Consider the following 23,482-nt stretch of genomic DNA (forward strand, 5'->3'; position numbering starts at 1 on the left):
CAGGCATGCAACAGACTCTCAATACCCAACTGTTGATCATCGGCGGCGGCCCTGGCGGTTATGTGGCGGCCATCCGCGCCGGCCAGCTGGGCATCTCCACCATTCTGGTGGAGGGCCAGTCCCTGGGCGGCACCTGCCTGAACATCGGTTGCATCCCGTCCAAGGCGCTGATCCATGTCGCCGAGCAGTTCCACCAGACCCGCCACCACAGCCAGGGCTCGGCCCTGGGCATCGAAGTGGCGGCGCCAACCCTGAACATCGGCAAGAGCGTGGAATGGAAGGACGGCATCGTCGACCGCCTGACCACCGGGGTCGCCGCGCTGCTGAAGAAAAACAAGGTCCAGGTGATTCAGGGCTGGGCCAGGGTCATCGACGGCAAGACCGTGGAGATCGAAGGCGCCGATACCCGCATCCAGTGCGAGCACCTGCTGCTGGCCACCGGCTCGAAAAGCGTCAACCTGCCGATGCTGCCCATCGGCGGGCCGATCATTTCCTCCACCGAGGCCCTGGCACCCAAGACCCTGCCCAAGCGCCTGACCGTGGTCGGCGGCGGCTACATCGGCCTGGAACTGGGCATCGCCTACCGCAAGCTCGGGGTCGAGGTCAGCGTGGTGGAGGCCCAGGAACGCATCCTGCCTGCCTACGACGGCGAACTGACCCAGCCGGTGCTGGAGTCGGTGAAGCAGTTGGGGATCAAGCTCTACCTCAAGCACAGCGTGCTGGGCTTCGATGCCGCCAGCAGCAGCCTGCAGGTACGCGAACCCAATGGCGACACCCTGAACCTGGCCACCGACCAGGTACTGGTGGCGGTGGGCCGCAAGCCCAACACCCAGGGCTGGAACCTGGAAAGCCTGAACCTGGACATGAACGGCGCGGCCATCAAGATCGACCACCGCTGCCAGACCAGCATGCGCAACGTCTGGGCGATCGGTGACCTCAGCGGTGAGCCGATGCTCGCGCACCGGGCCATGGCCCAGGGCGAGATGGTCGCCGAGCTGATCGCCGGCAAGCACCGGGAATTCAACCCGGCAGCGATTCCCGCGGTGTGCTTCACCGACCCGGAACTGGTGGTGGTGGGCAAGACCCCGGACGAGGCCCGCGCTGCCGGCCTGGATTGCATCGTCAGCAGCTTCCCGTTCGCGGCCAATGGCCGGGCCATGACCCTGGAATCGAAAAGCGGTTTCGTGCGGGTGGTGGCCCGAAGTGACAATCACCTGATTGTCGGCTGGCAGGCAGTGGGAGTCGGAGTCTCCGAGTTGTCCACGGCGTTCGGCCAATCCCTGGAAATGGGCGCGCGCCTGGAAGACATCGGCGGCACCATCCACGCCCACCCGACCCTGGGTGAAGCGGTCCAGGAAGCAGCGCTGCGGGCACTGGGCCACGCCCTGCATCTGTAACCATTCAAGGGGCACACAGGACAGTGCCCAGGTAGGAGCGAGCTTGCTCGCGAAAGAGCTGGCGGGGATAGCCAAGCGTTCGCGCCGGGGCCTTCGCGAGCAAGCTCGCTCCTACAGGGGTATGGGGCTGTTAGGGGGGAAGCTTCATAAGCAGGCTAAGTTTTTTTGCGCCCCCTCCCATCGTCCGGGATGCGGCACGCCCCCGGAATGCAGTATTGTTGTGCCCATCCAAAAAAACGTCAGAAGCCTTGAGCCGTTCCGACGGTTGTTAAGCGATAGAGGGTGTCATGGGTAACGAAAGCATCAATTGGGACAAGCTGGGTTTTGACTACATCAAGACAGACAAGCGCTATCTGTCGCACTGGCGTAACGGCGAGTGGGACGCAGGCACCCTGACTGAAGACAATGTGCTGCACATCAGCGAGGGCTCCACCGCCCTGCACTATGGCCAGCAATGTTTCGAAGGCCTCAAGGCCTACCGCTGCAAGGACGGTTCGATCAACCTGTTCCGTCCGGACCAGAACGCCGCACGCATGCAGCGCAGCTGCGCCCGCCTGCTGATGCCGCAGGTCTCCACCGAACAGTTCATCGAAGCCTGCAAGGCCGTGGTCAAGGCCAACGAACGCTTCATCCCGCCCTACGGCACCGGCGGCGCGCTGTACCTGCGCCCGTTCGTGATCGGCGTCGGCGACAACATCGGCGTGCGCACCGCGCCGGAGTTCATCTTCTCGATCTTCGCCATCCCGGTCGGCGCCTACTTCAAGGGCGGCCTGACCCCGCACAACTTCCTGATCTCCAGCTACGACCGCGCGGCGCCTCAGGGCACCGGCGCGGCCAAGGTCGGTGGCAACTACGCCGCCAGCCTGATGCCCGGCGCCCAGGCCAAGAAGGCCAGCTTCGCCGACTGCATCTACCTCGACCCGCTGACCCACAGCAAGATCGAGGAAGTGGGTTCGGCCAACTTCTTCGGCATCACCCATGACGACAAATTCGTCACCCCCAACTCGCCATCGGTACTGCCGGGCATCACCCGCCTGTCGCTGATCGAGCTGGCCAAGACCCGCCTGGGCCTGGAAGTGGTCGAAGGCGACGTGTTCATCGACAAGCTGGCGGACTTCAAGGAAGCCGGTGCCTGCGGTACTGCCGCGGTGATCACGCCGATCGGTGGCATCGAGTACCAGAACAAGCTGCACGTGTTCTACAGCGAAAAAGAAGTCGGCCCGATCACCCAGAAGCTCTACAAAGAGCTGACCGGTGTGCAGACCGGCGACGTCGAAGCGCCAGCGGGCTGGATCGTCAAGGTCTGATCCCCCCTGCTTCAGCCGAGCCCGCCCCTGCTTGCCAGGGGCGGGCTTTTTCATGCCTCGAATCTGCCTCTTCGTTCCCGGGCTGACCGGCGTCAGACTTTTCTTGCGGAGCCCTGGCAACGGCCTATATGATAAGCATTATCATTCGCAACCTCCCGACCCCGGTAATTTTCCGTCATGCCTGCTCCCGCCCAAGCCAGCGATCTGACCCAGCTGTATCGCCAGCAACATCAGTGGCTGAAGAACTGGCTGCGCCTGCGACTGAATTGTTCCCACAGCGCTGCCGACCTGGCCCAGGACACCTTCCTGCGGCTACTGGCCAAGCCTGAGCCGGTGCAGATCCAGGCGCCCCGCAGCTTCCTGGCGAAGGTGGCGCAGAGCGTGCTGAGCAACCACTACCGGCGCCAGAAGCTGGAGCGGGCCTATCTGGAGGCCTTGCAGTACGTCCCCGCGCACGTGGTGCCGGACCTGGAAACCCAGGCCATCCTCCTGGAAACCCTGATGCAGCTGGACGCCGTGCTTGAACGCCAGGAACCTGCGGTGCGCCAGGCATTCCTCTGGTGGCAACTCGAGGGCCTGGGCCATGAGCAGATCGCCGAGCGCCTGCAAGTCTCGGTGACCACGGTCAAGCGCTACATCATCAAGGCCGGTGCCCAGTGCATCCTTCTCGACGACAGCCTGGGCTCGCTGTGAATCATCCGCTGAGCAGCAACGCAAATGCAGAACCCCAGTCCATCGACATCGCCATGGCCGAACAGGCCATGCAATGGCAACTGGACCTGCAGGAACCCCAGGTCAGTGCCGCCACCCTCGCCGCCTGGCACCGCTGGCGCCAGGCCCACCCTTTGCACGAAAAAGCCTGGCAGCGGGCCGAAACCCTAGCTCAACGCCTGCAGCAGGTGCGCAGCCAGGGCCACAGCGAGCTGGCCCGGGCCACCCTGGTGCCGAACCTCGGCCGCCGTCGTGCCCTCAAGCAACTGGGGCTGCTGCTGGTCACAGGCGCCGGTGCCTGGGCCGCGCGGGACACAGCCCTGGTACAGGACTGGAGTGCCGACTACAGCACCCGGGTCGGCCAACAGCGGCGTATCACCCTGGCGGACCAGACCCGGGTCCAGCTCAACACCGATACCGCCATTGCCCTGCGTTTCGACCGCCAGCAACGGCGCATCAAGCTGCTGCGTGGCGAACTGCTGCTGACCCTGGCACGCCAGGATTCGCTCCCGGCCCTCCAGGTGGAAACCGCCGAAGGCTGGATTGAAACCAGCACAGCACGCTTCAGTGTGCGCCAGCTGGCCGGGCGCACCGAACTGGCGGTGTACCAGGGCAACCTGACCCTGCGCCCCCGGGATGGCGGGCAGCCAGCACTGTCCATGGGAGCCGGTGAACAGGCACGCTTCAACCGCCAGGGCTTGCTGCTGCGCCAGGCACAGAACGCCACGCAACCAGCCTGGAGCCAAGGCATGCTGGTGGCCCAGGGCCAGGCCCTGGCGCAGTTCCTGGAAGAACTGGGCCGCTACCGTCACGGGCACCTGGGCTGCGATCCAAGCCTCGCCCAGTTGAAGGTTTCCGGCACCTTCCCCCTGGCGGACACCGACCGCGTGCTGTTCGCCGTGGCCCGGACCCTGCAACTGGAGGTGCGCCAGTTCACTCGCTACTGGGTCACCCTCAAGCCCCGTACCGCCCTGAGCTGAAAATATTGTTGCAACAAGGTGGTCTGTTTTTCGTGCTGGCGAGACTTACCCCCCAGAACATTCATTTGCATGGGGAGCAACACATGTCATCTGCAGTAACGCAGCGCCGCCACCGAACCTTTTCACTCAAGCAGAATCTGGCCGGCGCCGTGGCCCAGGGCCTGGTCTGCCTTGGCGCAAGCACCGCGACCGTGCTGTTGCCCACCTGGGCGCTCGCAGCAGAACAGGCCCAAGTCGAGTTCGATATCGCCCCCGGCAACCTGGCCAGCGCCCTCACCCGCTTCGGCCAGAGCGCGCACATTTTGCTGTCCTACCCGGCGAGCCTGACCGAGGGCCGCAGCAGCCCCGGGCTGCGCGGCCGACATGATGTCGACAGCGGCCTGGCCCTGCTGCTCAGCGGCACCGGGCTGCAAGCGGTGCGCGGCGCCAACGGCGACTACTCCCTGCAACCCCGCGGCAACGGTGCCAGCCTGGAGTTGAGCCCGGTATCGATCTCCGGCAAGGCGCCGGGCTCCACCACCGAAGGCACCGGCGAATACACCACCTACTCCTCCAGCAGTTCCACACGCTTGAACCTGACGCCCCGGGAGACCCCGCAGTCGATCACCGTGATGACCCGCCAGCGCCTGGACGACCAGAACCTCAGCACCCTCACCGACACCCTGGAAGCCACCCCGGGGATCATCGTCACCCGCGACGGCCTGGGGGCGGAAACCGACAGCTACTGGTCCCGTGGCTTCGCCATCCAGAACTACGAGATCGACGGCGTCCCCACCAACACCCGCCTGGACAACTACTCCCAGAGCATGGCCATGTACGACCGGGTGGAAGTGGTGCGCGGCGCCACAGGCCTGATCAGTGGCATGGGCAACCCGTCGGCGACCATCAACCTGATCCGCAAGCGCCCTACCAGCGAGGCCCAGGCCAGTATCACCGGCCAGGCCGGCACCTGGGACCGCTATGGCGGTGGAGTCGACGTTTCCGGCCCGCTCACCGACAGCGGCAATGTCCGCGGGCGCCTGGTGGCCGACTACAAGACCGAAAGCGCCTGGGTCGACCGTTTCAAGCAACAGACCCAACTGCTGTACGGCATCAGTGAGTTCGACCTCAGCGAGGACACACTCCTGACCCTGGGTTTCAGTTACCAACGCACCGACGTCGATTCACCGCTGCGTACCGGCCTGCCCACACGCTTCAGCAGTGGCGAGCGCACTCACTTCAAGCGCTCCACCAACACCGCGCCGGACTGGTCCTACAACGATCACCAGCAGACCAGCTACTTCGCCTCCATCGAGCAACAACTGGGCAACGGCTGGAGCGGCAAGATCGAGTACACCCACGCGGAAAACCAGTTCGACGAGGTGTTCAACTTCGCCATGGGCCAGGTGCACAAGGACGGCAGCGGCACCACTCAGTTGCCGGTACGCTTCTCCGGCACGCCGCGCCAGGACAACCTCGACCTGTACCTCACCGGCCCCTTCAACCTGTTGGGCCGCGAGCACGAACTGATCGGCGGCATGACCCTGTCCCAGTACAAGGAACGCACCCCCGGCTGGGGCAGCTGGCGCTACGACTACGCCGCTTCCCCGGCCGGGGTCATCGACGACCTGGACGACTGGGACGGCCATTCGCCGAAACCGGACTTCAACGTCAGCGGCAAATCGTCGATCGATGAAAACCAGTACTCGGCCTACCTGACCTCGCGCCTGAGCCTGACCGACGATCTGTCCGTAATCCTCGGCAGCCGGGTCATCAACTGGAAACGTGACACCCACGAGCGCCCCTACGGCGGTACCGAAAGCGAGGTCAATCGCGCTGAAAACGGCGTGTTCATTCCCTACGCCGGGGTGGTCTACGACCTGGACGAGATCTGGTCGGTGTATGCCAGCTACACCAGCATCTTCAACCCGCAGGCCTCCTGGGTGCGCAGCGAAGACAACAAGCCCCTGGACCCGATGGAGGGCAAGGGCTACGAAGTCGGGATCAAGGGCAGCCACTTCGACGGCCGCCTGAACTCCAGCCTGGCCCTATACAAGCTGCAACAGGACAACCTGGCAATCTGGAAGCACGACAACGTCTACAGCGCCGAACAGGACACTACGTCCAAGGGCGTGGAACTGGAGTTCAACGGCGAACTGGCCGAAGGCTGGCAGGCGTCCGCCGGCTACACCTACTCGGTCACCACCAACGCCGACAACCAGCGGATCAACACCGGCCTGCCGCGCAACAGCTTCAAGACCTTCAGCAGCTACCGCCTGCACGGCCCGCTGGACAAGCTGACCGTCGGTGGCGGGATCAACTGGCAGAGCAAGGTCGGCAACGACCTGCACACATTCACCCAGGGCAGTTACGCGGTGACCAACCTGATGGCCCGCTACGACATCAGCCGCAACCTCAGCGCCTCGCTCAATCTGAACAACCTGTTCGACCGCGAGTACTACAGCAACGCCGGCCTGTACGGTAACTACGGCGCACCGCGCAACCTGATGACCAGCTTCAAGTACAGCTTCTGATGACCGCCGAACCGCGCCGGGGCTGAGCCCGACGCGGCCTACGCAACCTGCCTTCGTCATGACGAAGGCAGGTTCGGTGCTAGAGGCCGATACCGAGCAGCGCCAGTACCCGTCGCGACCCATCCACCACCAGCAGCGCGGCCTGGGATGCCATCAAGGTGTAGAAAAAGCTCGCGATCAACACGCAGAGCTCGAACCAGACGAACATCGGCCAGTTACTGGCGCGCAGCGGCCGCTCCTGCATGAGCTGCCTCACGCCGTTGCGTGGCAGGTGATAGACGATCTCGAACACCTTGGTCTCGCGAAAATTCTTGAACACTGCATACACCACGGCAAAGCCGGTGACAGCCGCCATCCACCAGAAACCGACCAGTTCCACCCCGCTCTGCCCCTGGGACTGGAGGCTGGCGCTCTGTTGAAAAAAATACATGCCCACCGCTGAAACCAAAGGCATCACGACCCCGAAGTAGACCACCAGCCCCAGGCTGGCCATGGCCACACCGCTGGCAAACACACTGATGCGGATCACCCAGGCGAGAAACCCGGGGGAAAACTTCGAATAGGCCCTCTGGGTCTCGATCACCAGCAAGGGGATCAGCATGGTCAGCACTCCAACTGCGATGTCCACGACCTTGAACCCGGTCTTGGGTAGCAGCAGCGCCGCCAGGAAGGTCACGCCGCGGCTGCCCACCCGCCACATCATCTTCGCGTCGTCAGTCACTCCCTTCGACCAGAATTCCTCGGTAATGCCCTTGCCGTCATCCACGCCGTCATCCATTGGCTGCCTGCCTCATTGTTCAAAGCCACCCATTGTCAGGGAAGGCCCTGGGCCCTGCCCAGCGCAATCGCCGCGCGGCTGGCCGATCCGCTTGCCTGGCCGTGCTGCCACCTGGCTGGCCTGCCCGTCGCGCTGCTTGCCGTGGCGAGCCTGGTTGATCAGTGCCGGAATCAACGGCCCCTCCGGCAGGTGCTTCCAGAAGCGCGCCGGCAAATGCCCCTGCATCACCCGGGGGTTGAGCCGCGCCGGATTGAAGATATGGCTGTAGTAGGCCAGCCACAGCTCGCCCCCGGGGTCTTCACCGGCCTGGGCCAGTTGCCGCCAGGCGCTGGGGCAGCGCCGCTGGTGGTGCAGTTGCGTACCGTCGAAATACACCCCGTCCCGGGGCGTGGCGATCATCCAGCGGTGGCGCCCCATGCGCCCGATGAAATGCCGGCTGGCCTGGGCCAGGATGTCGTGGGCCGGCTCGTGCCAGGCCACGTATTCAGGCTGCTCGGCCAGCTGTGAGCGGCCCGCGGGCAAGCTGACGAAGCGCACGAAGGCATGCAGGTGATGGGCCTCGCGGTCGACTTGCTTGATTCGCCGCTGCAACTCGCTGCCCAGTTGATCGCCGCTGAGCATGGCCGTGCGGTCGCCATGGCTGACCCGCCACAGCACCTCGTACAACAGGCTCCAGCGCTGCTCGCCGCGATAGCAGCCGGCCCGTTCCAGCAGCTCCAGCAGGGCCAGGGGAATCCGCGCACGAAACGGACCGGGCTGCTCAGGGCAAGCCTCATCGCTGGCGAACAGATCGGCCTCCTGCGTCCCGGACCAACTGACCCGGCTCGGATCGATGGAATGACTGAGCAGCCAGCGCGCCTGCTGGCGCCAGGTGTCGAACAAGTCGTCACAGTCCAGGCTGATCATCCCCAGAGCCCCATCTGCTGCGGTTGCGGGCGTTCCCGCAGTTGCTGGTAGAGCAGCGCGCTGCTGGTCTCCGCCTGCTGCGGGTGATAGTCGCTGGTGATAAAGAAGGGCCTTGCCTTGCTCAGCACACAGCGCATGCGCGCCAGGTCCTCGTAGCGGATACGCCTCTCGCGGCGCAGTTCCACCAGGCGCTGGGTCGTGCGCAGGCCGATCCCCGGAATGCGCGAGATCAGCGCCGGTTCGGCACGGTTCAGGTCCAGGGGAAACACGCTGCGGTTGTCCAGGGCCCAGGCCAGCTTGGGGTCCATGTCCAGGGCCAGGTGCCCCGGCCCCTGGAACAGTTCGTTGGCGCTGAAGCCATAGCCGCGCAGCAGGAAGTCGGCCTGGTACAGGCGGTGCTCGCGCATCAGCGGTGGCGCGGCCAGGGGTACGCTTTTCGGGCTGTTGGGAATCGGGCTGAAGGCCGAGTAATAGACCCGGCGCAGGCGGAAGTTGCCGTACAGCGCCTCGGCGCTATGGAGGATGGTGCTGTCGTCGGTGTCATCGGCGCCGACGATCATCTGGGTGCTCTGCCCGGCCGGGGCGAAGCGCGGCGCCCGGGGCTCGTTGAGCACCGTCTGCTCGCCGGTATAGATGGTGCCCATGGCCTGCTTGATCGAACCCAGGTGCTTTTCCGGGGCCAGGGCCTTGAGGCCCTGGTCGGTGGGCAGCTCGACGTTGACGCTGAGGCGGTCGGCGTAGCGCCCGGCCTGCTCGATCAGCAACGGGTCGGCGTCGGGGATGGTCTTGAGGTGGATGTAGCCACGGAACTCGTGCTCCTCGCGCAGCAGCCTGGCCACCTGCACCAGTTGCTCCATGGTGTAGTCCGCCGAGCGGATGATCCCCGAGCTGAGGAACAGCCCGCTGACGCAATTGCGCCGGTAGAAATCCAGGGTCAGGCGCACGACTTCCTCGGGGCTGAAGCGTGCCCGGGGTACGTCGCTGGAACGGCGATTGACGCAGTACTGGCAGTCGTAGAGGCAGAAATTGGTCAGCAGCACCTTGAGCAGCGAGACGCAGCGCCCGTCCGGCGTATAGCTGTGGCAGATGCCCATGCCATTGCTCGAACCCAGCCCGCTCTTGCCTTCGGAACTGCGCTTGGGCGCGCCGCTGCTGGCGCAGGAAGCGTCGTACTTGGCGGCGTCGGCGAGGATGCTCAGCTTGTCGATCAGTTGCATGGTCGGGCCCGGATACTGTTTTTATATACAGTACAGAGTAAAACCCCGGGACCACAAGAGAGCTGCCGGGGGCAAATTGAAAAAAAACGTCTCGCCACCCCCTCGGCAGCCTGGAGCTATTGGCGAAAATCCTTAAGATACCCCCGCGCCCACGCCCCCTGGAAAGGACACTGCCCCATGCATCGCCTCTACCGTTTCTGCCTGTTCGGCCTGGCCTTGCTGTCGAGCATTGCCGCCAGCGCCGCGCCCACCGACCAGGAACTGATCGCTGCCCTGTACGCCAACGTCCAGGCCCGGCAGGACTGGCAGGCCCAGGCCAGGCAATGCCCCGGCGACAACATGCCGGCCAGGGCCGCGATACGGGCCACGCAGGCCAACCGCTGCGAAACACCGGAGCAGCTGGGGGCCTGCCTGCAGCGCTGCGAAGCCGGCGACGGCAACGATTGCTACTGGCTGGCAACCACCCTGCAACAGGCCAAAGGGCCGGCCGAAGGCTATGAACCGCTGTACCAGCGCGCTTGCAGCCTGGGCCTGGTCTCCGGCTGCACCAACCGCGCCGCCGGCATGCTCACGGCCGACGCCGACAGCCAGGGCACCCGGCACTGTGCAGTGCAGACCTTCAACAAGGCCTGTGAGCTGGATGACCCGTGGGCCTGCACCATGTACGGCTTCCACCTGAGCCGGGGCATAGGCGTAGCGCCCGACGCCGATCTGGCGCTGAAGGTGCTGGATAAATCCTGCAAGTACGGCCCCGCCGACCCGGCCTGCAGCGGCGCTCGCCAGTTGCAGGAAGAAATCCGCGAGGCCATTCGCGCGGCGCGGCCCTGACAACCGTCGGGGGGATGCTTTCGCCGGCCAGCCGGCTGCTGCGCAACGCGTACCGGCGAACCCTCCCTCAAAAGTACTTCAGCCACCCCAGGTCGCGACGCCGTGCCTTGAGCCGGGCAAAGGCCCGCACCGGCGGGTAGAGCAGCACCGCCAGCAGCGGCGTGATCAGCCATAGCCAGCCCAGCGAGTCGAAGCCGAAGTAGGCCCCTTGGTTGCGCCCCAGCAGCGCCACGGCCAGCAGGTACAGGCCCTTGAGCACATACAGGTGCAGCAGGTAGAAGAACATCGGCGCGCCACCAAACACCCCGAGCACCGCGACCCAGCGGCGTGCCTGGCAGCGCTCCAGGGCGCGCAGCACCAGCAGCCCCACACCCAGGGTCAGGGCGATGAACAGCAGCGACGGTGGGTACTTGGTGATGTTGAAAAAGCTCATCAGCGTTTGCAGGCCGCTGTCGCCACTGACCCAGGGCCGCTCGCCATAACCGTTGAGCAGGCGCAGCAGGACAAACCCCGCCAGCGCCGCCAGCCCGCACAGCAGCAACCGCCGCTGACGCCGCGCGCTATCGGCCTCGGCGGCAAACCACGGCCCCAGCCCATAGCCCAGGCCAATCACGCCTATCCACGGCAACAGCGGATAGGAGGTGCGCAGGCGCAAGGCATCGCCGAACTCGATCCAGCCCCGGTCGTGCAGGATCGCCCAAGGCACCTGCAGCGCCTCGCCCGCGGCGAAATGCACGCCATCGAGCAGGTTGTGCCCGCCGATCAGCAGCAGGCTCAGCACCAGCAGCACCGCGCGCGGCAACCACAGCAGCGCCGACAGCGCCAGCATGCTCAGGCCGATGACCCAGATCACCTGCAGGTAGATCACGCTCGGCGGCATCTGCCCGGTCCAGGCGAAGTTCACCAGGGTCAGTTCCAGCAGCACCAGGAACAACCCGCGCTTGAACAGGAAGGCACTGGCCTCGGCCCGATTGCCGTGCTTGTGGGCGAACAGGCTGGCCGAAAGCCCGGTCAGCAGCACGAAGACCGGCGCACACAGGTGCGCAAGGGTACGGCTGAAAAACAGCCCGGGCTCGGTGGTGGCCACGTCCATGGGATCGCTGACCTGCCGGTGCAGGAAGAAGGTTTCGCGGACGTGGTCCAGGAGCATGAACAGCATCACCAGGCCGCGCAGCGCGTCGATGCTCAGCAAGCGCGCGCCGAGGCGCACGGGAGGATGGGCTGAAGAAATCATAGGGAGGGATCGCAGCGTCAGGTTCAGAGAGTGGGCGTCAGCTTGGCTAAGCAGGACAATTTTTCGTTACTTTATAACATAAACGATTGATCCGAAACCTTGTCCGCAACCGTTGCTGCGGGCACGACACGCTCAAGACCACGGGCGAGCCGACGCCAGCCGCGGCCAGTGGGCCTAGCCTCAGGCGCGTGGCCCGCTCCCGGGCAGGCTCGCCGGCGCAGCAGCGACCTGGGCGTTGCGTTTGAGCCGCTGGTGCAGCCACTCGTAGCCGCTGACCATGACAATCCCCGCCAGCACCAGCAACGCGCCGAAAATGAAGTTCGGCTCCAGCGGCTCATGCAGCAGCCAGACCCCGAAACCGATGCCGAACAGCGGGGTCATGAACGACAGCACCCCGAGCCGCGAGGCCGGGTAGCGGCGCAGCAGGGTGAACCAGATCAGGAAGCTGGCGAACGACACCACCAACACCTGAAAACCCAGGCTGGCGACCACCAACGGAGTGAAATGGATGCTGGTCTGATCGGTCAGCAGCGCCGCCAGCCCGAGCCAGACAAAGGCCCCCAGCAGTTGATACTGCAGGGTCCGGGTGGTGGGGCTGGAGGCCAGCCGCGAACAGCGCACCACCACGGTGGTCGCGCCCCAGGCAACCCCGCCGAGCACCCCGAGAAAATCCCCCAGCAGCACATGGCTGCCGCCGCCGTGGCCGGCCGGGGATGGACCGCTGAAGGCCACGACGATGCCGCCAAAGGCCACGCTAATACCCAGCCATTGCGCGGGCTTGAGGCGCTCGGAAGGCATTAGCCAGTGCAGCCCGAGGGCGGCGAAGATCGGCGCGGTATAGAGAAAGATCGCCATGTGCGAGGCCGTGGTGTAGCGCAGCCCTTCACCCACCAGCAAAAACTCCAGGGCGAACAGCCCGCCCACCAGCAGGCCCGGGCGCCAATGGCCGTCGCCCAGCCCCAGGCGCTCGCCGCGCCAGCACATCAGCAGCCCCACCAGCAGCGCCGCGCCGCCGGAACGCAGGGCAATCTGCAGCACCGGGGCGATGTCCGACGCAGTGGCCTTGAGCGCCACCTGCTGCAGGCCCCAGATCGCGCACAGGCCGACCATCAGGCTGCAGGCGGTGGCATCCAGGGGTTGGCGAGTGGCCATGGCAGATCCTTCATCGAAAAAAAGTGATGAAGGATTGTCCGCCTGACAGTTTTCCTAGATATAGTTTTAATCCGCCAGCCCATAACACTTATCCGCCAACCGGTGCCCGCCGTGAACAAAGCCGCGCAACAGTTGCACCTGCCGCCTTTCAGCGAAGCCCTGCCGGCGCCGATCTTCTTTCGCGCGGCCAACCTGCCGGCCCACGCCACCTACCCGCGCCACCGCCATCCGTGGGGCGAGTTCGTCTATGCCTACAGCGGGGTGATGGAAATCGAGCTGGGCGACCACCATTACCTGGCGCCGCCGCAGTACGGCATCTGGCTGCCGCCAAATGTCGAGCACATGGGCTTCAACCGCCACGAAGCCTGCCACTGCTCGCTGTACCTGGCGCCCGAGCTGTGCACCGCCCTGCCCGCCCGGCACTGCGCCCTGAGCCTCAGCCCGCTGGTCCTGGCGCTCCTGGACGACTTGCGCCAGGCGCCACCGGGCCTGCCCCAGAGCGACGAGCAACAGCGCCTGCTGCAGGTGCTGGTGGACAAGCTGGGGCATGCCTCCTGCGCCGGCAGCTACCTGCCCTCTTCCGACGACCCGCTGCTGGGCCCGGTGCTGCGCACCCTCAAGGCCAACCCCGGCGACCCGCGCTCGCTGCCGCAACTGGCCCATGCCGCCAACACCAGCGAACGCACGCTGATGCGGCGCAGCCAGCGCGAGCTGGGCATGTCACTGGTGGAATGGCGCCAGCGCCTGAAGGTGGTGCAGGCCCTGGCCCTGCTGGAACAGGGCCGGACCGTGGAAAGCATCGGCCTGGACCTGGGCTACAGCAGCGCCTCGGCCTTTATCAGTATGTTCCGGCGGATGATGGGCACCACCCCGGATGAATATCGCCGCCAAGCCATGGGCCGCGACTGAGGACCCGGTCAACTGCCAATCAGCTTCACACAAGGCTCAAGGTCGGATTTCAAACTGATGAAGGCCGCTTGCTCCACCGCCTGGTCACGAGCTTTTATGGCGTTGTCCAGATCGGTTTGGGCATTCTTCAATTCGTTGTCGGCTGCCAATTGCCTCTTTTGGAGATCACTCTCGGATTCCTCCTTCAGAGGCTGAATATTGGAAAGACTCTTCTTCTGTTCATAATGTCTCTGTGCAGCCAGGAGTTCTTCCTCTTGTCCAGCAATGTTGCTCCTCTTGAGTTCGCTGTCCTTGTTGTATTGCTCGGCATACCTTTTGAAATCGGCCTGGCTCGGCGCCATGGGCCTCTGGCCCCGTATCAGGCTGCGATAGCGGTCAAAAATATCGTTGATCCGCGAAATGCTGTCGGGCACGGCTGCCTGGGCCGCGCCCTTGATGTCATCCAACGCAGAACTAGCGGCCTGTACACGGGCCGCTTCAGTCAAGGGATCCAGCACGTCTGCAACACACCTGAGTGAGGTCAACGCCGTCTCATGAGTGTCGAGCGTGGTTGCAGGGGCATAGAAACTGTCCAGAGCCAACGCCCCCAGAGCCAACCCCAGGCCGGTGTTTAGCAACCCTGTCTTGGAAGCAAGTTGGCCAACTGTTGCCGACGCACCGCCCACCAACGCCGTTTCCTGATAGGCCGTTCTCTGGCCGCTTTTCTGATCCGCGGCCTGCGAGACTTTGAGCTTCACCGCTACCAACTCTTGCTTGACCTCATCCAGCGTAATGGGATCTTGCCTGGCAGCTGTCGCTCTTGCCAAACGGATCATTTCACTGAACGTCTGGTCAGCGGAAATAGCCGAGCCGGGCCCCCAGGAACCGCACTTTTTTTGCTGAAAACACGGAGAACTGCACCCGCCCATTGCAAGAATCAGCAGCCCCCCCAGGATTTTGATAAGCATCGACGGCATAACGTGGAACTCCCTTTCAGCACTTAAAGCCCGGACGATTTCAGACATTGGCGCATCTCTGCCACCGACATGCCCGTATGACGCTGATCCACCGCACGCTGGAGATTTTCCTGGCTCACAGCCTCCAACAAGGCACCGTAAGGAGGCTGTTCCTGCTTGAGCCGGGCGTCACTCAAGATAATGACCTCGACCTTCTCTTCGATGGCGGCGCGGATCCTGATATCAGCGGCGCCCCGGGGTCTGTTTCGGGTCTGCTCACAGCTGTCCTGTTTAAGGTCAGGCCTGGACAGAAAAGGCGGCAATAGGCCGGCTTCGATGGCCGTACAGCGTTGAGCCAGAGAGATCGGCCCAGGCAGTTGCTGTTTCAGCGCGCCGTAACGCAGCAGTTGATGAGCGGCAATAGAGGCTTCGCCAAACCTCGGACCGATATCCCCCACCACAGCTAGAACCTCTCGGCCGTTGAACTGCAGGGAGGCGACCTGCCCCAGGCGATTTCTTGCAACACGTGGCGCGACGATGAAAGGCACAATCGCTGCGTCCAGGGAGCGCGCCCTCTGCTGATCGTCCCGAAGCATCAATGACGTCAGAGAAATATAGGGCACCAGGGAAATGCCCTCTACGGTCGCCAGAGTGGGACCCTGGCGGGGAGCCCCCAGCCCTCCACCTACAATGTATCCCTCGATACCTCCGGACTTACAGGCTACGGGCTCGGCGCCATGGAGCCCGTCAACAGCAAAGGCAAAGACACAGAACTGCTTTGACGCGCGGCCAAAATGCAGCCTGTCAGCTTCGGCAAAGTACTCTGAACAACGATTGCCGGCAGCTGTGCAGGACTCAGAGGCTCCATTGCCTTTCCAGAGCACCATGCCGTCGCCAAGATAGGAGAAACCGTGATTGCCTTGTGCGTAGGAAGCCTGTGCACCATCGGAGTTGACCTCCAGTGGGATTCGCATGGCGATACTGCCGTCCTTGAACTCAAGCAGTCGCAGATGCCCACCGGAATGGTTGACAGTACTCGGTGCAGGGCAGGAAGCAGTTGCAAAGGTTGGCGCAACAACAATCAGGCTGAACAGGCTCAGAATCCACCGAGACAACATACCGCCATCCTTGACCGCTTGGGTGCAGAGAGAAGTAAGGGCAGTGAAGCATAGGATCCGAGTAATAGCCTTAAGCCATAAAAGAAAATTTGCTACCTGGAATCAGAGCCCTTTCTCAAGCTGGAACTGTCACAAAGGTCCCGAACACCAGGACCTCTGTCCCCTCCATGGGCCGCTGCCAGGACTACTGCGTCTGCACCTGAAGCTGCGAGTTGACCCGCACCTGCACCTGCGCGTGCATCTGCTCCGCCCCGCCACCGCGACGCATGCCGCGTACCGGGCAGGCGTCCAGATAATCCAGGCCCACCGCCAGTTTCAGGTGGCGCTCGGGGCGGTCCAGGCGGTTGGTCACATCGAAGCTGTACCAGCCGTCATCCAGCCAGGCTTCGGCCCAGGCATGGCTGGCCAGGTGGCTCTGGTCCTCGGTGCACAGGTAGCCAGACACGTAGCGCGCCGGTATGCCCAGGCTGCGGGCGCAGGCCAGGAACGCATGGGTGTGGTCCTGGCAGACGCCGGCACCGCCGGCAAAGGCTTGCGCGCCGGTGCTGCCGACCCCGGTGGAGCCAGGGCTGTAGGGCATGTGCTCGGCCAGGGCCTGCATCAGCTCGATCAGCGCGGCGCGATCGCGGCGCTCGCCACAATGCTGTCGGGCAAAGTCGCTCAGGGCCGGGTCGGCCTTGCTCAGGTGGCTGCTGCGCAGGAACGGCAGCGGCGACTGGCTGTCGCCCTCCACTTCGCGCAGCGGGTCGATCTGCACTTCGCCGAAAGCGCTGAGGACGATCGCGCCGTGGGGCTCGTCCAGGGTCATGACGTGGAGGATGTTGCCGTAGGGATCGCGCTGGGCACGCACCCGCCGCGGCAGCTCCAGGTGCCATTGGAGGATCTGCTGGCGCAGGCTGTTCTGGGGCGTCAGGCGCAGAAACTGGATGCTGGTGCAGACTTCATCGGTGTAGCTGTAGGTCGTGTCGTGACGAATGGACAGTTTCATACCACCTCCAGATAGGACTCGTGCACGGTTTGCCCCAGGTGGCGGATCTGAGCGATGCAGTCGGTCAGCCACTGGTGCAGCCCGGAGTCGAGAATCTCGTTGATCCCGGTGTAGCGCAGCCGCGCATTCAGCTCGGCGGCCAGGCGCTGTGCCGGGCGGCCGTTGTCCCCCGGCAGGGCGGCGAGGATCTGGTCCAGCTCCTCGACGCAGGCGTGCAGCGAGCGCGGCACATCGGCGCGCAGCAGCAGCATTTCGGACACCTGCTCGGCCCCCGGGGCGTTGCGGTAGATCTCGTTGAACGCCTCGAAGGAGGACAAGGCGCGGAGCAAGGCGCTCCACTGGTAGTAGCCGCGGGCCGAATCGTCGCTGACCTCCTCGGACTCCTCGCCGAACATTTCATAGCGCGCATCCAGCAGGCGCAGGGTGTTGTCGGCGCGTTCGATAAAGGTCCCCAGGCGGATGAAGCGATAGGCATCGTTGCGCATGATGGTGCCGGCGGTAGCGCCGCGGAACAGGTGCGAACGCTCCTTGACCCACTCGCAGAACTGGCTGATGCCGTAGCGCCCCAGGCCGTTGCGGGCGATGTTGCGCATCTCCAGCCAGGTGGCGTTGATGTTTTCCCACATGTCGGCGGTGATCCGCCCGCGCACCGCGTGGGCGTTGCTGCGTGCCGCGCGCAGGCAGCAGTAGATGCTGCCCGGGTTACTCTCGTCGAGGGCGAAGAAATGCAGCATGCGCTCGCTGTTGAGTTCGCCGTGGCGCTGGTGGTAATCGTCCAGGGTGCCGGCGGCCAGCAGCGACATGGCCAGTTCGGCCTGGCCGTCGCCGCGCCCGGCCTGTGGCATCAGCGACAGCGAATAACTGACTTCGAGCATGCGTGCCAGGTTCTCGGCACGCTCCAGGTAGCGGGACATCCAGTACAGATCGGCTGCGGTTCTTGAAAGCATGGTTCAGTCCTCCACCACCCAGGTGTCTTTGGTGCCGCCGCCCTGGGACGAGTTGACCACCAGCGAGCCCTCGCGCAACGCGACTCGGGTCAGGCCGCCGGGTACCAGGCGGGTTTCCCGGCCCGAAAGCACGAACGGCCGCAGGTCGATATGCCGCGGCGCGATGCCGCTTTCGACAAAGGTCGGGCAGGTGGACAGCGACAGGGTCGGCTGGGCGATATAGGCCTCGGGCCGGGCCTTGATCCGCACGCGGAATTCCTCGATCTGCGCCGCCGTGGCCGCCGGCCCCACCAGCATGCCGTAGCCGCCGGAACCCTGGGTTTCCTTGACCACCAACTGCGCCAGGTTGGCCAGCACGTGGGACAGTTCGGCGGGCTTGCGGCACTGCCAGGTGGGCACGTTCTTGAGGATCGGCTCCTCGCTCAGGTAGAAGCGGATCATCTCGTCCACATAGGGGTAGATCGACTTGTCGTCGGCCACCCCGGTGCCCACGGCATTGGCCAGCACCACGTTGCCGCAGCGGTAGGCGGCGATCAGCCCGGGCACCCCGAGCATGGAATCGGGGTTGAACGACAGCGGGTCCAGGTAGGCGTCATCCAGGCGTCGGTAGATCACGTCCACCGCCTGGGCACCGGCGGTGGTGCGCATGTACACCCGGTCGTCACGCACGAACAGGTCGGCGCCTTCCACCAGTTCCACGCCCATCTCCCGGGCCAGGAACGCATGTTCGAAATAGGCACTGTTGAAGCGCCCCGGGGTCAGCACCACCACGGTCGGGTTATCCAGGGGGCTGGAGCTTTTCAGGGTGTCCAGCAGCAGGTTCGGGTAATGGTCGATGGGCGCGATGCGCTGGGCGGCGAACAGCTCGGGGAACAGGCGCATCATCATCTTGCGGTCTTCGAGCATGTAGCTGACACCGCTGGGGGTGCGCAGGTTATCTTCGAGCACGTAGTAGCTGCCGTCGCCGTCGCGCACCAGGTCGACCCCGGCGATATGGGCATAGATGCCGCGGTGCAGGTCCAGGCCCTGCATCGCCACCTGGTAGCCCTCGTTGGCCAGCACCTGTTCGGCGGGGATGATGCCTTCCTTGAGAATCCGCTGGCCGTGATAGAGGTCGGCGAGGAACAGGTTCAGCGCCTGCACCCGCTGGATGCAGCCGCGCTCCACGGTGCGCCATTCGCTGGCCTTGATGCTGCGGGGAATGATGTCGAAGGGAATCAGGCGCTCGGTGCCCTGCTCGTCACCGTACAGGGTGAAGGTGATACCGGCGCGGTGGAACAGCAGGTCGGCTTCGCGCCGGCGCTGGTCCAAAAGTTCCAGAGGAGTGTCCGCCAGCCAGCGGGCAAACCCCTGGTAGTGAGGCCGGCAGACGCCATCGGCAGCATACATTTCATCAAAGAAAGCGCGGGACATAGCCAACTCCTTGCCGTGACGTGAACGGCTTTTTATTTGAACCCTGTGTGTGCGTGACCCGGCTTCGAGCGTGAGGGGCACAGCCCCCCTGAAAGAGTGATAGCAATCGCTATGCCGCAAATGCACGGTGCGCCGCCCCGGAGGTGGCCCGTGGCAAAAATGACCGCCTAGCGACAAATAGATTCAAAAAAGAGACACAGAGAAAGCTGGAGAACACCCAGCAGCAAAGCCCCAGCAGCGTAGCCGGCGCCGCTCGTGGCTCTGCGCGAACAGAATCGGTGCACAAAGCCCCCGCGCTGAATGTTTTGCCCCGTTATCGGGAGTTTTCCGGCCAATGCCGCCCCACAGCGCGGCCTCGAGGCACCATCGCGGGGCCATGAGCACTGACCATCAGCGCACCATCAAGGTTCAAAGACTTGGCGCCGCTGCTCCCGGCCAACCTCAGGCGCCCTGCAGGCACGCCAGAATCAGGGCCAGCGCCTGCTGCGGTGAGAGCTGCGCGGTATCCAGGCGTAGAGGCGAGCTCGCCCAGGGCTGATAGTCATGCTCGAGCACCGATTGCCAACTGGGCGGGCGCAGGCCCGGCACGTCCAACTGGCGGGTCTCGACCCGGCGCCGATGCTCCGCAAGATCGGAGCACACCACCTCGATCTCCAGCAGCCTCACCCCCTGCCTGCTGGCCAGGTCCTGCCAGGCCTGGCGGCTTTCCTGCACCGGATTGACGCAGTCGGCCAGTACCCGGTTGCCCAGGGCCAGGTTGGCCTCGGCCAGTTGCAGGGCAATCTGGTAGCCGGCCTTGCCCACCTGCGCCAGGCCAGCGTCACGCAGGCCCTGTTCGATGCTGTCGATGCGCAGGTAGGTGGCCGCCAGGTGTGGCGCCAGGGTACGGGCGATGGTGGTCTTGCCGGTGCCCGGCAAGCCGCTGAAAACGATGAGCATGCAAGGCCCTGCCAACGTTGAAGGACGCACAGCTTTACCACTATTGCCACACGCGTCCAGCCCCGGGCTTGAGGACGGGCCTGCCATTAGCCCTGAGCCGGCCCCCGCACTTCGATCAGCCTCTGACGCTCTAGCGGTGCCACCACCTATCCAGCACCAGCTTCATCTGGGCCAGAGTCAGGGACGCCCAACCACTGCCCGACATGCCCCGTTCGCCAACAAGTGGCCCAGGCCCTGGAACAGAAGCTTGCAGACGTCAGCCGCCGAGGCGTTGCAATTCAATGACGGCCGAGGACGACAGCGGCCGGGCCGGCTGGATCAGGGCCATGCCAAAGCGCTTGCTGATGTAGCGACCGCCGGTGCCGGTCAGGCTCAGGGCACGGCTGTCCAGGTCCTGGATCAGCCATTTGCGCTCCAGCAAGGCCTGCAACAGCGCCGCCCCCAGGGCGCCCCCCAGGTGCGGACGGCGCATGCTCCAGTCCAGGCACGGGCAGGCGAAGCGTCGACGCAAGGCCTTGAGCCCGGCCACCTCGATCCCCAGGCTGAGGAAAAATTCTTCGCCGCTGTCGCTGACCCGGTAGGCCTCGCCCTCCCCGGCCGCCAGCAGCCAGCCGGCCTCGAACATCCGGTCGTGCAGCTGCACCCCCAGGGTGCCCGCCAGGTGGTCGTAGCAGGTGCGGGCGAACTGCAGGCGGTCCGGGGTGCGCGGGGTGAAGCGGGGCGCGCGGCCCTGGCCAATCACCATCAGCGCCTCAAGGGCCTGGGCCACCAGCGGGTCGCCGAGGCAGTAGTAACGGTGCCGGCCCTGGACCTGCACCCGCAATAGCCCCGCCTCCTTGAGCTTGGCCAGATGGGCGCTGGCGGTGGAGGTGCTGACCTCGGCAATCGCCGCCAGCTCGGTACTGGTGCGTGCGTGGCCGTCCATCAGCGCACAGAGCATGCGGGTGCGCGCCGGCTCGGCGATGGCCGCCGCCACTTGGGATACCCCGACGTCGTTCTGCACTACATTCATATTTCGCTCCCTGACGAATCGTGTCTTCGAAAGGGTCAGGATAGTAGCAGCCTGGATATCTGCCGAACAAAGAGATAAATCATGGACGCGATCAGCGCTGCTACTCACTCAGACCCGTACTTCTACTACACCCGCCTCCGCGCCCGGGGCGGCCTGACCTACGATTGCGCCCTCAGGCTATGGGTCGCCAGCAGCGCCGCGGCGGTGGCAGCGGTGCTCGACCACCCGGCCTGCCAGGTGCGTCCCAGTACCGAGCCGGTACCCCAGGCCATTGCCGGAAGGCCGGCCGGGCAGTTGTTCGGCCGCCTGATGCGGATGAACGATGGCCCGCGCCAGCGTTGCCCGCGTGCGGCCATCGAACCGGCCTTGCAGGGCCTCTGTACCGCCGGGCTGGAGACCCATCTGGCCCGGTGGCAACCGGCCCTTGTGGCTCCGGCCTGCGCTGGCGACCTGCAACGCTGGCAGTTCGTACTGCCGGTGGCGCTGCTGGCCAGCCTGCTTGGCGTCCCCGCCGAACAGTGCGAAACACTCGCCCGGCGCACTGGGGAATTCGTCGCCTGCTTCTCGCCCCTGAGCGATCAGCCCCGATTGCAGGCCGCCGACCGGGCAGCACTGGAGCTGGACGCGCAAATGCAGGCCCTGGTGCAGGCCCCGCAACACAGCCCGCTGCTGCGGCAGATTCTCGACCGCAGTGGTGAGCTTGCTCCAGCGGACCTGCGGGCCAATCTGGCGGGCCTGCTGGCGCAGACCCATGACGCCTGCGCCGGCCTGGTCGGCAACAGCCTGGTCGCCCTGCTGGCTGCACCGGCCATGCAGCAGCGCCTGCGCCAGGAACCGGGCCTGCTGGGCGACTGGCTGCTGGAGCGCCAGCGTCTGGACCCGCCGGTGCAGAACACCCGGCGCTTCGTCACCGCGCCCTGCACCGTGCACGGCGTGGAACTGCAAGCCGGCGAAACCATTCTGGTGCTGCTGGCCGCGGCCAACCAGGACCCGGCGCTAGCCGCCATTACCGGCAGCAACCCGGCGCATCAGGGCTTCAGCTTCGGCGCCGGAACCCACCGCTGCCCGGGCCGGGAGCTGGCCTTGGGCATAGTCCAATGCCTGTTGCACGCCCTGCTGCAGGGCCCCGGCCTGGATGCACTGGCCCTGGACTGGCAGTACCAGGCCTCGGTCAACGGCCGTATTCCGCTGTTCAGCGACCGCGGGGAGGCCGAACAATGATCGCGGTGATCTTCGAAGTGCTGCCAGCTTCGGGCCAACGCGACGCCTACCTGGAGCTGGCGGCCGGGCTGAAAAACCAGCTGGAGGAGATCGACGGTTTCATCTCCATCGAACGCTTCCAGAGCCTGGCCCAGCCGGAAAAACTGCTGTCCCTGTCGTTCTGGCGTGACGAGCAGGCCGTGGCCCAGTGGCGCAACCTGGAATGCCACCGCCAGGCGCAGGCCCGGGGCCGCGGTGAGGTATTTGCCGACTACCGGCTGCGGGTGGCGACGGTGCTGCGCGACTATGGACTGCAAGAGCGTTGCCAGGCCCCTGCGGACAGCCGCCGGTTGCATGGCCGCTGAAACCGTCGGCCTTGGCCCGGCGCCCGGCTTGAGGTAAAACGTGCGCCCGCGGTGGCGGCACGCGCCACCACCTAGCCCGGAACAAGGAGCCTGCATGCTGTTTGTGGTGATGCTGGGGGGCAAGCACCCCAGAGCGAAAATCGAAGTCCATGATGTGCAATTCGTGGTCGCCGACAGCCTCGAAGCGGCCTACCCGCAACTGCGCGAAGACTGGTTCGGAAGCCCGGCGGGGTTGCACATCGACTCATGGATGCGGGTGGACGGTATCGAAGACTACAGGCTCGAACTCAGCGCCCTGGCCCCGGCGGCGGATGCGCCGCGCCTGTACTTCATCAACCTGGGCGGCTATGAAGCAGCGACCTTCGGCGAAGCCCACCGTTACCTGCTGGTGGTGGCCCGGGACAAGGCGCAGGCCAAGGCCAAAGGCAAGCAGCAGATGCTTGCCCACTGGCACAAATCCCACACCGATGCCCTGCTGGACGTCGACGACTGCCTGCCCATCGACCTGGCGGACGGCCGCTACGTGCACCTGGTGAAGGGCCCTCACCAGGGCATCGTGCAGCACAACGACTACATCATCCTGTAGCCGCCGGCTGGCAGGCCAGTGAAGCGCGCACAGGCCGGCTATGCTGG

Annotated in this window: 22 protein-coding genes; 10 read left to right on the plus strand and 12 right to left on the minus strand. The window is 65.0% G+C overall.

Annotation, left to right across the window (positions count from 1 at the left end):
• Nucleotides 1-5 precede the first annotated feature (5 nt).
• The 5 genes from lpdA to ABCR88_RS18505 all read left to right on the plus strand — a co-directional run bounded on the left by lpdA (nucleotide 6) and on the right by ABCR88_RS18505 (nucleotide 6,908).
• The gene (gene lpdA, locus ABCR88_RS18485; RefSeq protein ID WP_210671724.1) at nucleotides 6-1,397 is read left to right on the plus strand and encodes a dihydrolipoyl dehydrogenase; all 1,392 of its coding nucleotides are present in this window, start codon (nucleotides 6-8) and stop codon (nucleotides 1,395-1,397) included.
• Between the two features lie 287 nt (nucleotides 1,398-1,684).
• The gene (locus ABCR88_RS18490) at nucleotides 1,685-2,704 is read left to right on the plus strand and encodes a branched-chain amino acid aminotransferase (RefSeq protein ID WP_011060826.1); all 1,020 of its coding nucleotides are present in this window, start codon (nucleotides 1,685-1,687) and stop codon (nucleotides 2,702-2,704) included.
• A gap of 177 nt (nucleotides 2,705-2,881) precedes the next feature.
• On the plus strand, nucleotides 2,882-3,397 hold the full coding sequence (locus tag ABCR88_RS18495) for a sigma-70 family RNA polymerase sigma factor (protein WP_041117642.1): 516 nt from the start codon (nucleotides 2,882-2,884) through the stop codon (nucleotides 3,395-3,397).
• Nucleotides 3,394-4,395: a FecR family protein gene (locus ABCR88_RS18500; protein ID WP_041117640.1), complete on the plus strand. Its 1,002-nt coding sequence runs from the start codon at nucleotides 3,394-3,396 to the stop codon at nucleotides 4,393-4,395. Before ABCR88_RS18495 ends, ABCR88_RS18500 begins: the two co-directional genes overlap by 4 nt.
• An 83-nt stretch (nucleotides 4,396-4,478) precedes the next feature.
• Nucleotides 4,479-6,908: a TonB-dependent siderophore receptor gene (locus ABCR88_RS18505; RefSeq protein ID WP_350403022.1), complete on the plus strand. Its 2,430-nt coding sequence runs from the start codon at nucleotides 4,479-4,481 to the stop codon at nucleotides 6,906-6,908.
• A gap of 79 nt (nucleotides 6,909-6,987) precedes the next feature.
• Here the strand turns inward: ABCR88_RS18505 and ABCR88_RS18510 are convergent, their stop codons facing one another.
• From ABCR88_RS18510 to ABCR88_RS18520, 3 genes are read right to left on the minus strand one after another with little or no spacing between them, the layout of a single operon-like run.
• Nucleotides 6,988-7,686, minus strand: coding sequence for a hypothetical protein (locus tag ABCR88_RS18510; protein ID WP_169893732.1), 699 nt, complete (start codon nucleotides 7,684-7,686; stop codon nucleotides 6,988-6,990).
• A 12-nt stretch (nucleotides 7,687-7,698) separates the two neighbouring features.
• Complete coding sequence (locus tag ABCR88_RS18515; RefSeq protein ID WP_041117636.1) at nucleotides 7,699-8,592, minus strand: TIGR03915 family putative DNA repair protein; 894 nt, start codon at nucleotides 8,590-8,592, stop codon at nucleotides 7,699-7,701.
• Nucleotides 8,589-9,809, minus strand: a complete 1,221-nt coding sequence (locus tag ABCR88_RS18520) for a putative DNA modification/repair radical SAM protein (protein ID WP_015635263.1) — start codon at nucleotides 9,807-9,809, stop codon at nucleotides 8,589-8,591. The genes ABCR88_RS18515 and ABCR88_RS18520 overlap by 4 nt, the downstream gene beginning before the upstream one ends.
• A 177-nt stretch (nucleotides 9,810-9,986) precedes the next feature.
• Between ABCR88_RS18520 and ABCR88_RS18525 the strand changes: the two genes are divergently transcribed.
• Complete coding sequence (locus tag ABCR88_RS18525) at nucleotides 9,987-10,637, plus strand: sel1 repeat family protein (protein ID WP_236187049.1); 651 nt, start codon at nucleotides 9,987-9,989, stop codon at nucleotides 10,635-10,637.
• Between the two features lie 67 nt (nucleotides 10,638-10,704).
• On the opposite strand, the gene ABCR88_RS18530 is transcribed toward ABCR88_RS18525, so the two are convergent.
• Nucleotides 10,705-11,871 carry a heparan-alpha-glucosaminide N-acetyltransferase domain-containing protein gene (locus ABCR88_RS18530; RefSeq protein WP_052470405.1) on the minus strand — a complete coding sequence of 389 codons (1,167 nt, stop codon included), beginning with the start codon at nucleotides 11,869-11,871 and terminating at the stop codon, nucleotides 10,705-10,707.
• Nucleotides 11,872-12,051: 180 nt separating this feature from the next.
• Complete coding sequence (locus tag ABCR88_RS18535; protein ID WP_350403026.1) at nucleotides 12,052-13,023, minus strand: DMT family transporter; 972 nt, start codon at nucleotides 13,021-13,023, stop codon at nucleotides 12,052-12,054.
• A 111-nt stretch (nucleotides 13,024-13,134) separates the two neighbouring features.
• Here ABCR88_RS18535 and ABCR88_RS18540 point away from each other — a divergent pair, with 111 nt between their 5' ends.
• Nucleotides 13,135-13,932 carry a helix-turn-helix domain-containing protein gene (locus tag ABCR88_RS18540; RefSeq protein WP_019094321.1) on the plus strand — a complete coding sequence of 266 codons (798 nt, stop codon included), beginning with the start codon at nucleotides 13,135-13,137 and terminating at the stop codon, nucleotides 13,930-13,932.
• Between the two features lie 8 nt (nucleotides 13,933-13,940).
• Here the strand turns inward: ABCR88_RS18540 and ABCR88_RS18545 are convergent, their stop codons facing one another.
• The 7 genes from ABCR88_RS18545 to ABCR88_RS18575 all read right to left on the minus strand — a co-directional run bounded on the left by ABCR88_RS18545 (nucleotide 13,941) and on the right by ABCR88_RS18575 (nucleotide 21,284).
• Complete coding sequence (locus ABCR88_RS18545) at nucleotides 13,941-14,936, minus strand: hypothetical protein (protein ID WP_141323223.1); 996 nt, start codon at nucleotides 14,934-14,936, stop codon at nucleotides 13,941-13,943.
• Nucleotides 14,912-15,985: a hypothetical protein gene (locus ABCR88_RS18550; RefSeq protein ID WP_041117623.1), complete on the minus strand. Its 1,074-nt coding sequence runs from the start codon at nucleotides 15,983-15,985 to the stop codon at nucleotides 14,912-14,914. The genes ABCR88_RS18545 and ABCR88_RS18550 overlap by 25 nt, the downstream gene beginning before the upstream one ends.
• 184 nt (nucleotides 15,986-16,169) lie before the next feature.
• Nucleotides 16,170-16,973, minus strand: a complete 804-nt coding sequence (locus ABCR88_RS18555) for a transglutaminase family protein (RefSeq protein WP_041117621.1) — start codon at nucleotides 16,971-16,973, stop codon at nucleotides 16,170-16,172.
• A complete protein-coding gene (locus ABCR88_RS18560; protein ID WP_011060816.1) occupies nucleotides 16,970-17,920 on the minus strand; it encodes an alpha-E domain-containing protein in 951 nt (316 codons plus the stop codon). The genes ABCR88_RS18555 and ABCR88_RS18560 overlap by 4 nt, the downstream gene beginning before the upstream one ends.
• A gap of 3 nt (nucleotides 17,921-17,923) precedes the next feature.
• Nucleotides 17,924-19,333 carry a circularly permuted type 2 ATP-grasp protein gene (locus ABCR88_RS18565; protein ID WP_011060815.1) on the minus strand — a complete coding sequence of 470 codons (1,410 nt, stop codon included), beginning with the start codon at nucleotides 19,331-19,333 and terminating at the stop codon, nucleotides 17,924-17,926.
• A gap of 441 nt (nucleotides 19,334-19,774) precedes the next feature.
• Nucleotides 19,775-20,272, minus strand: coding sequence for an AAA family ATPase (locus ABCR88_RS18570; RefSeq protein ID WP_015635256.1), 498 nt, complete (start codon nucleotides 20,270-20,272; stop codon nucleotides 19,775-19,777).
• Nucleotides 20,273-20,528: 256 nt separating this feature from the next.
• On the minus strand, nucleotides 20,529-21,284 hold the full coding sequence (locus tag ABCR88_RS18575; RefSeq protein WP_325985918.1) for a metalloregulator ArsR/SmtB family transcription factor: 756 nt from the start codon (nucleotides 21,282-21,284) through the stop codon (nucleotides 20,529-20,531).
• Nucleotides 21,285-21,365: 81 nt separating this feature from the next.
• Here ABCR88_RS18575 and ABCR88_RS18580 point away from each other — a divergent pair, with 81 nt between their 5' ends.
• The 3 genes from ABCR88_RS18580 (at nucleotide 21,366) to ABCR88_RS18590 (ending at nucleotide 23,435) form a co-directional block, all read left to right on the plus strand.
• A complete protein-coding gene (locus ABCR88_RS18580; RefSeq protein WP_350403031.1) occupies nucleotides 21,366-22,505 on the plus strand; it encodes a cytochrome P450 in 1,140 nt (379 codons plus the stop codon).
• Nucleotides 22,502-22,849 (plus strand): antibiotic biosynthesis monooxygenase, encoded by a 348-nt coding sequence (locus tag ABCR88_RS18585; protein WP_015635252.1) that lies wholly within the window; start codon nucleotides 22,502-22,504, stop codon nucleotides 22,847-22,849. The genes ABCR88_RS18580 and ABCR88_RS18585 overlap by 4 nt, the downstream gene beginning before the upstream one ends.
• A gap of 94 nt (nucleotides 22,850-22,943) precedes the next feature.
• On the plus strand, nucleotides 22,944-23,435 hold the full coding sequence (locus tag ABCR88_RS18590; protein WP_041117614.1) for a DUF1543 domain-containing protein: 492 nt from the start codon (nucleotides 22,944-22,946) through the stop codon (nucleotides 23,433-23,435).
• Nucleotides 23,436-23,482 lie beyond the last annotated feature (47 nt).

This window comes from Pseudomonas sp. W17, from assembly GCF_040268305.1.
Taxonomy (GTDB): domain Bacteria; phylum Pseudomonadota; class Gammaproteobacteria; order Pseudomonadales; family Pseudomonadaceae; genus Aquipseudomonas; species Aquipseudomonas protegens.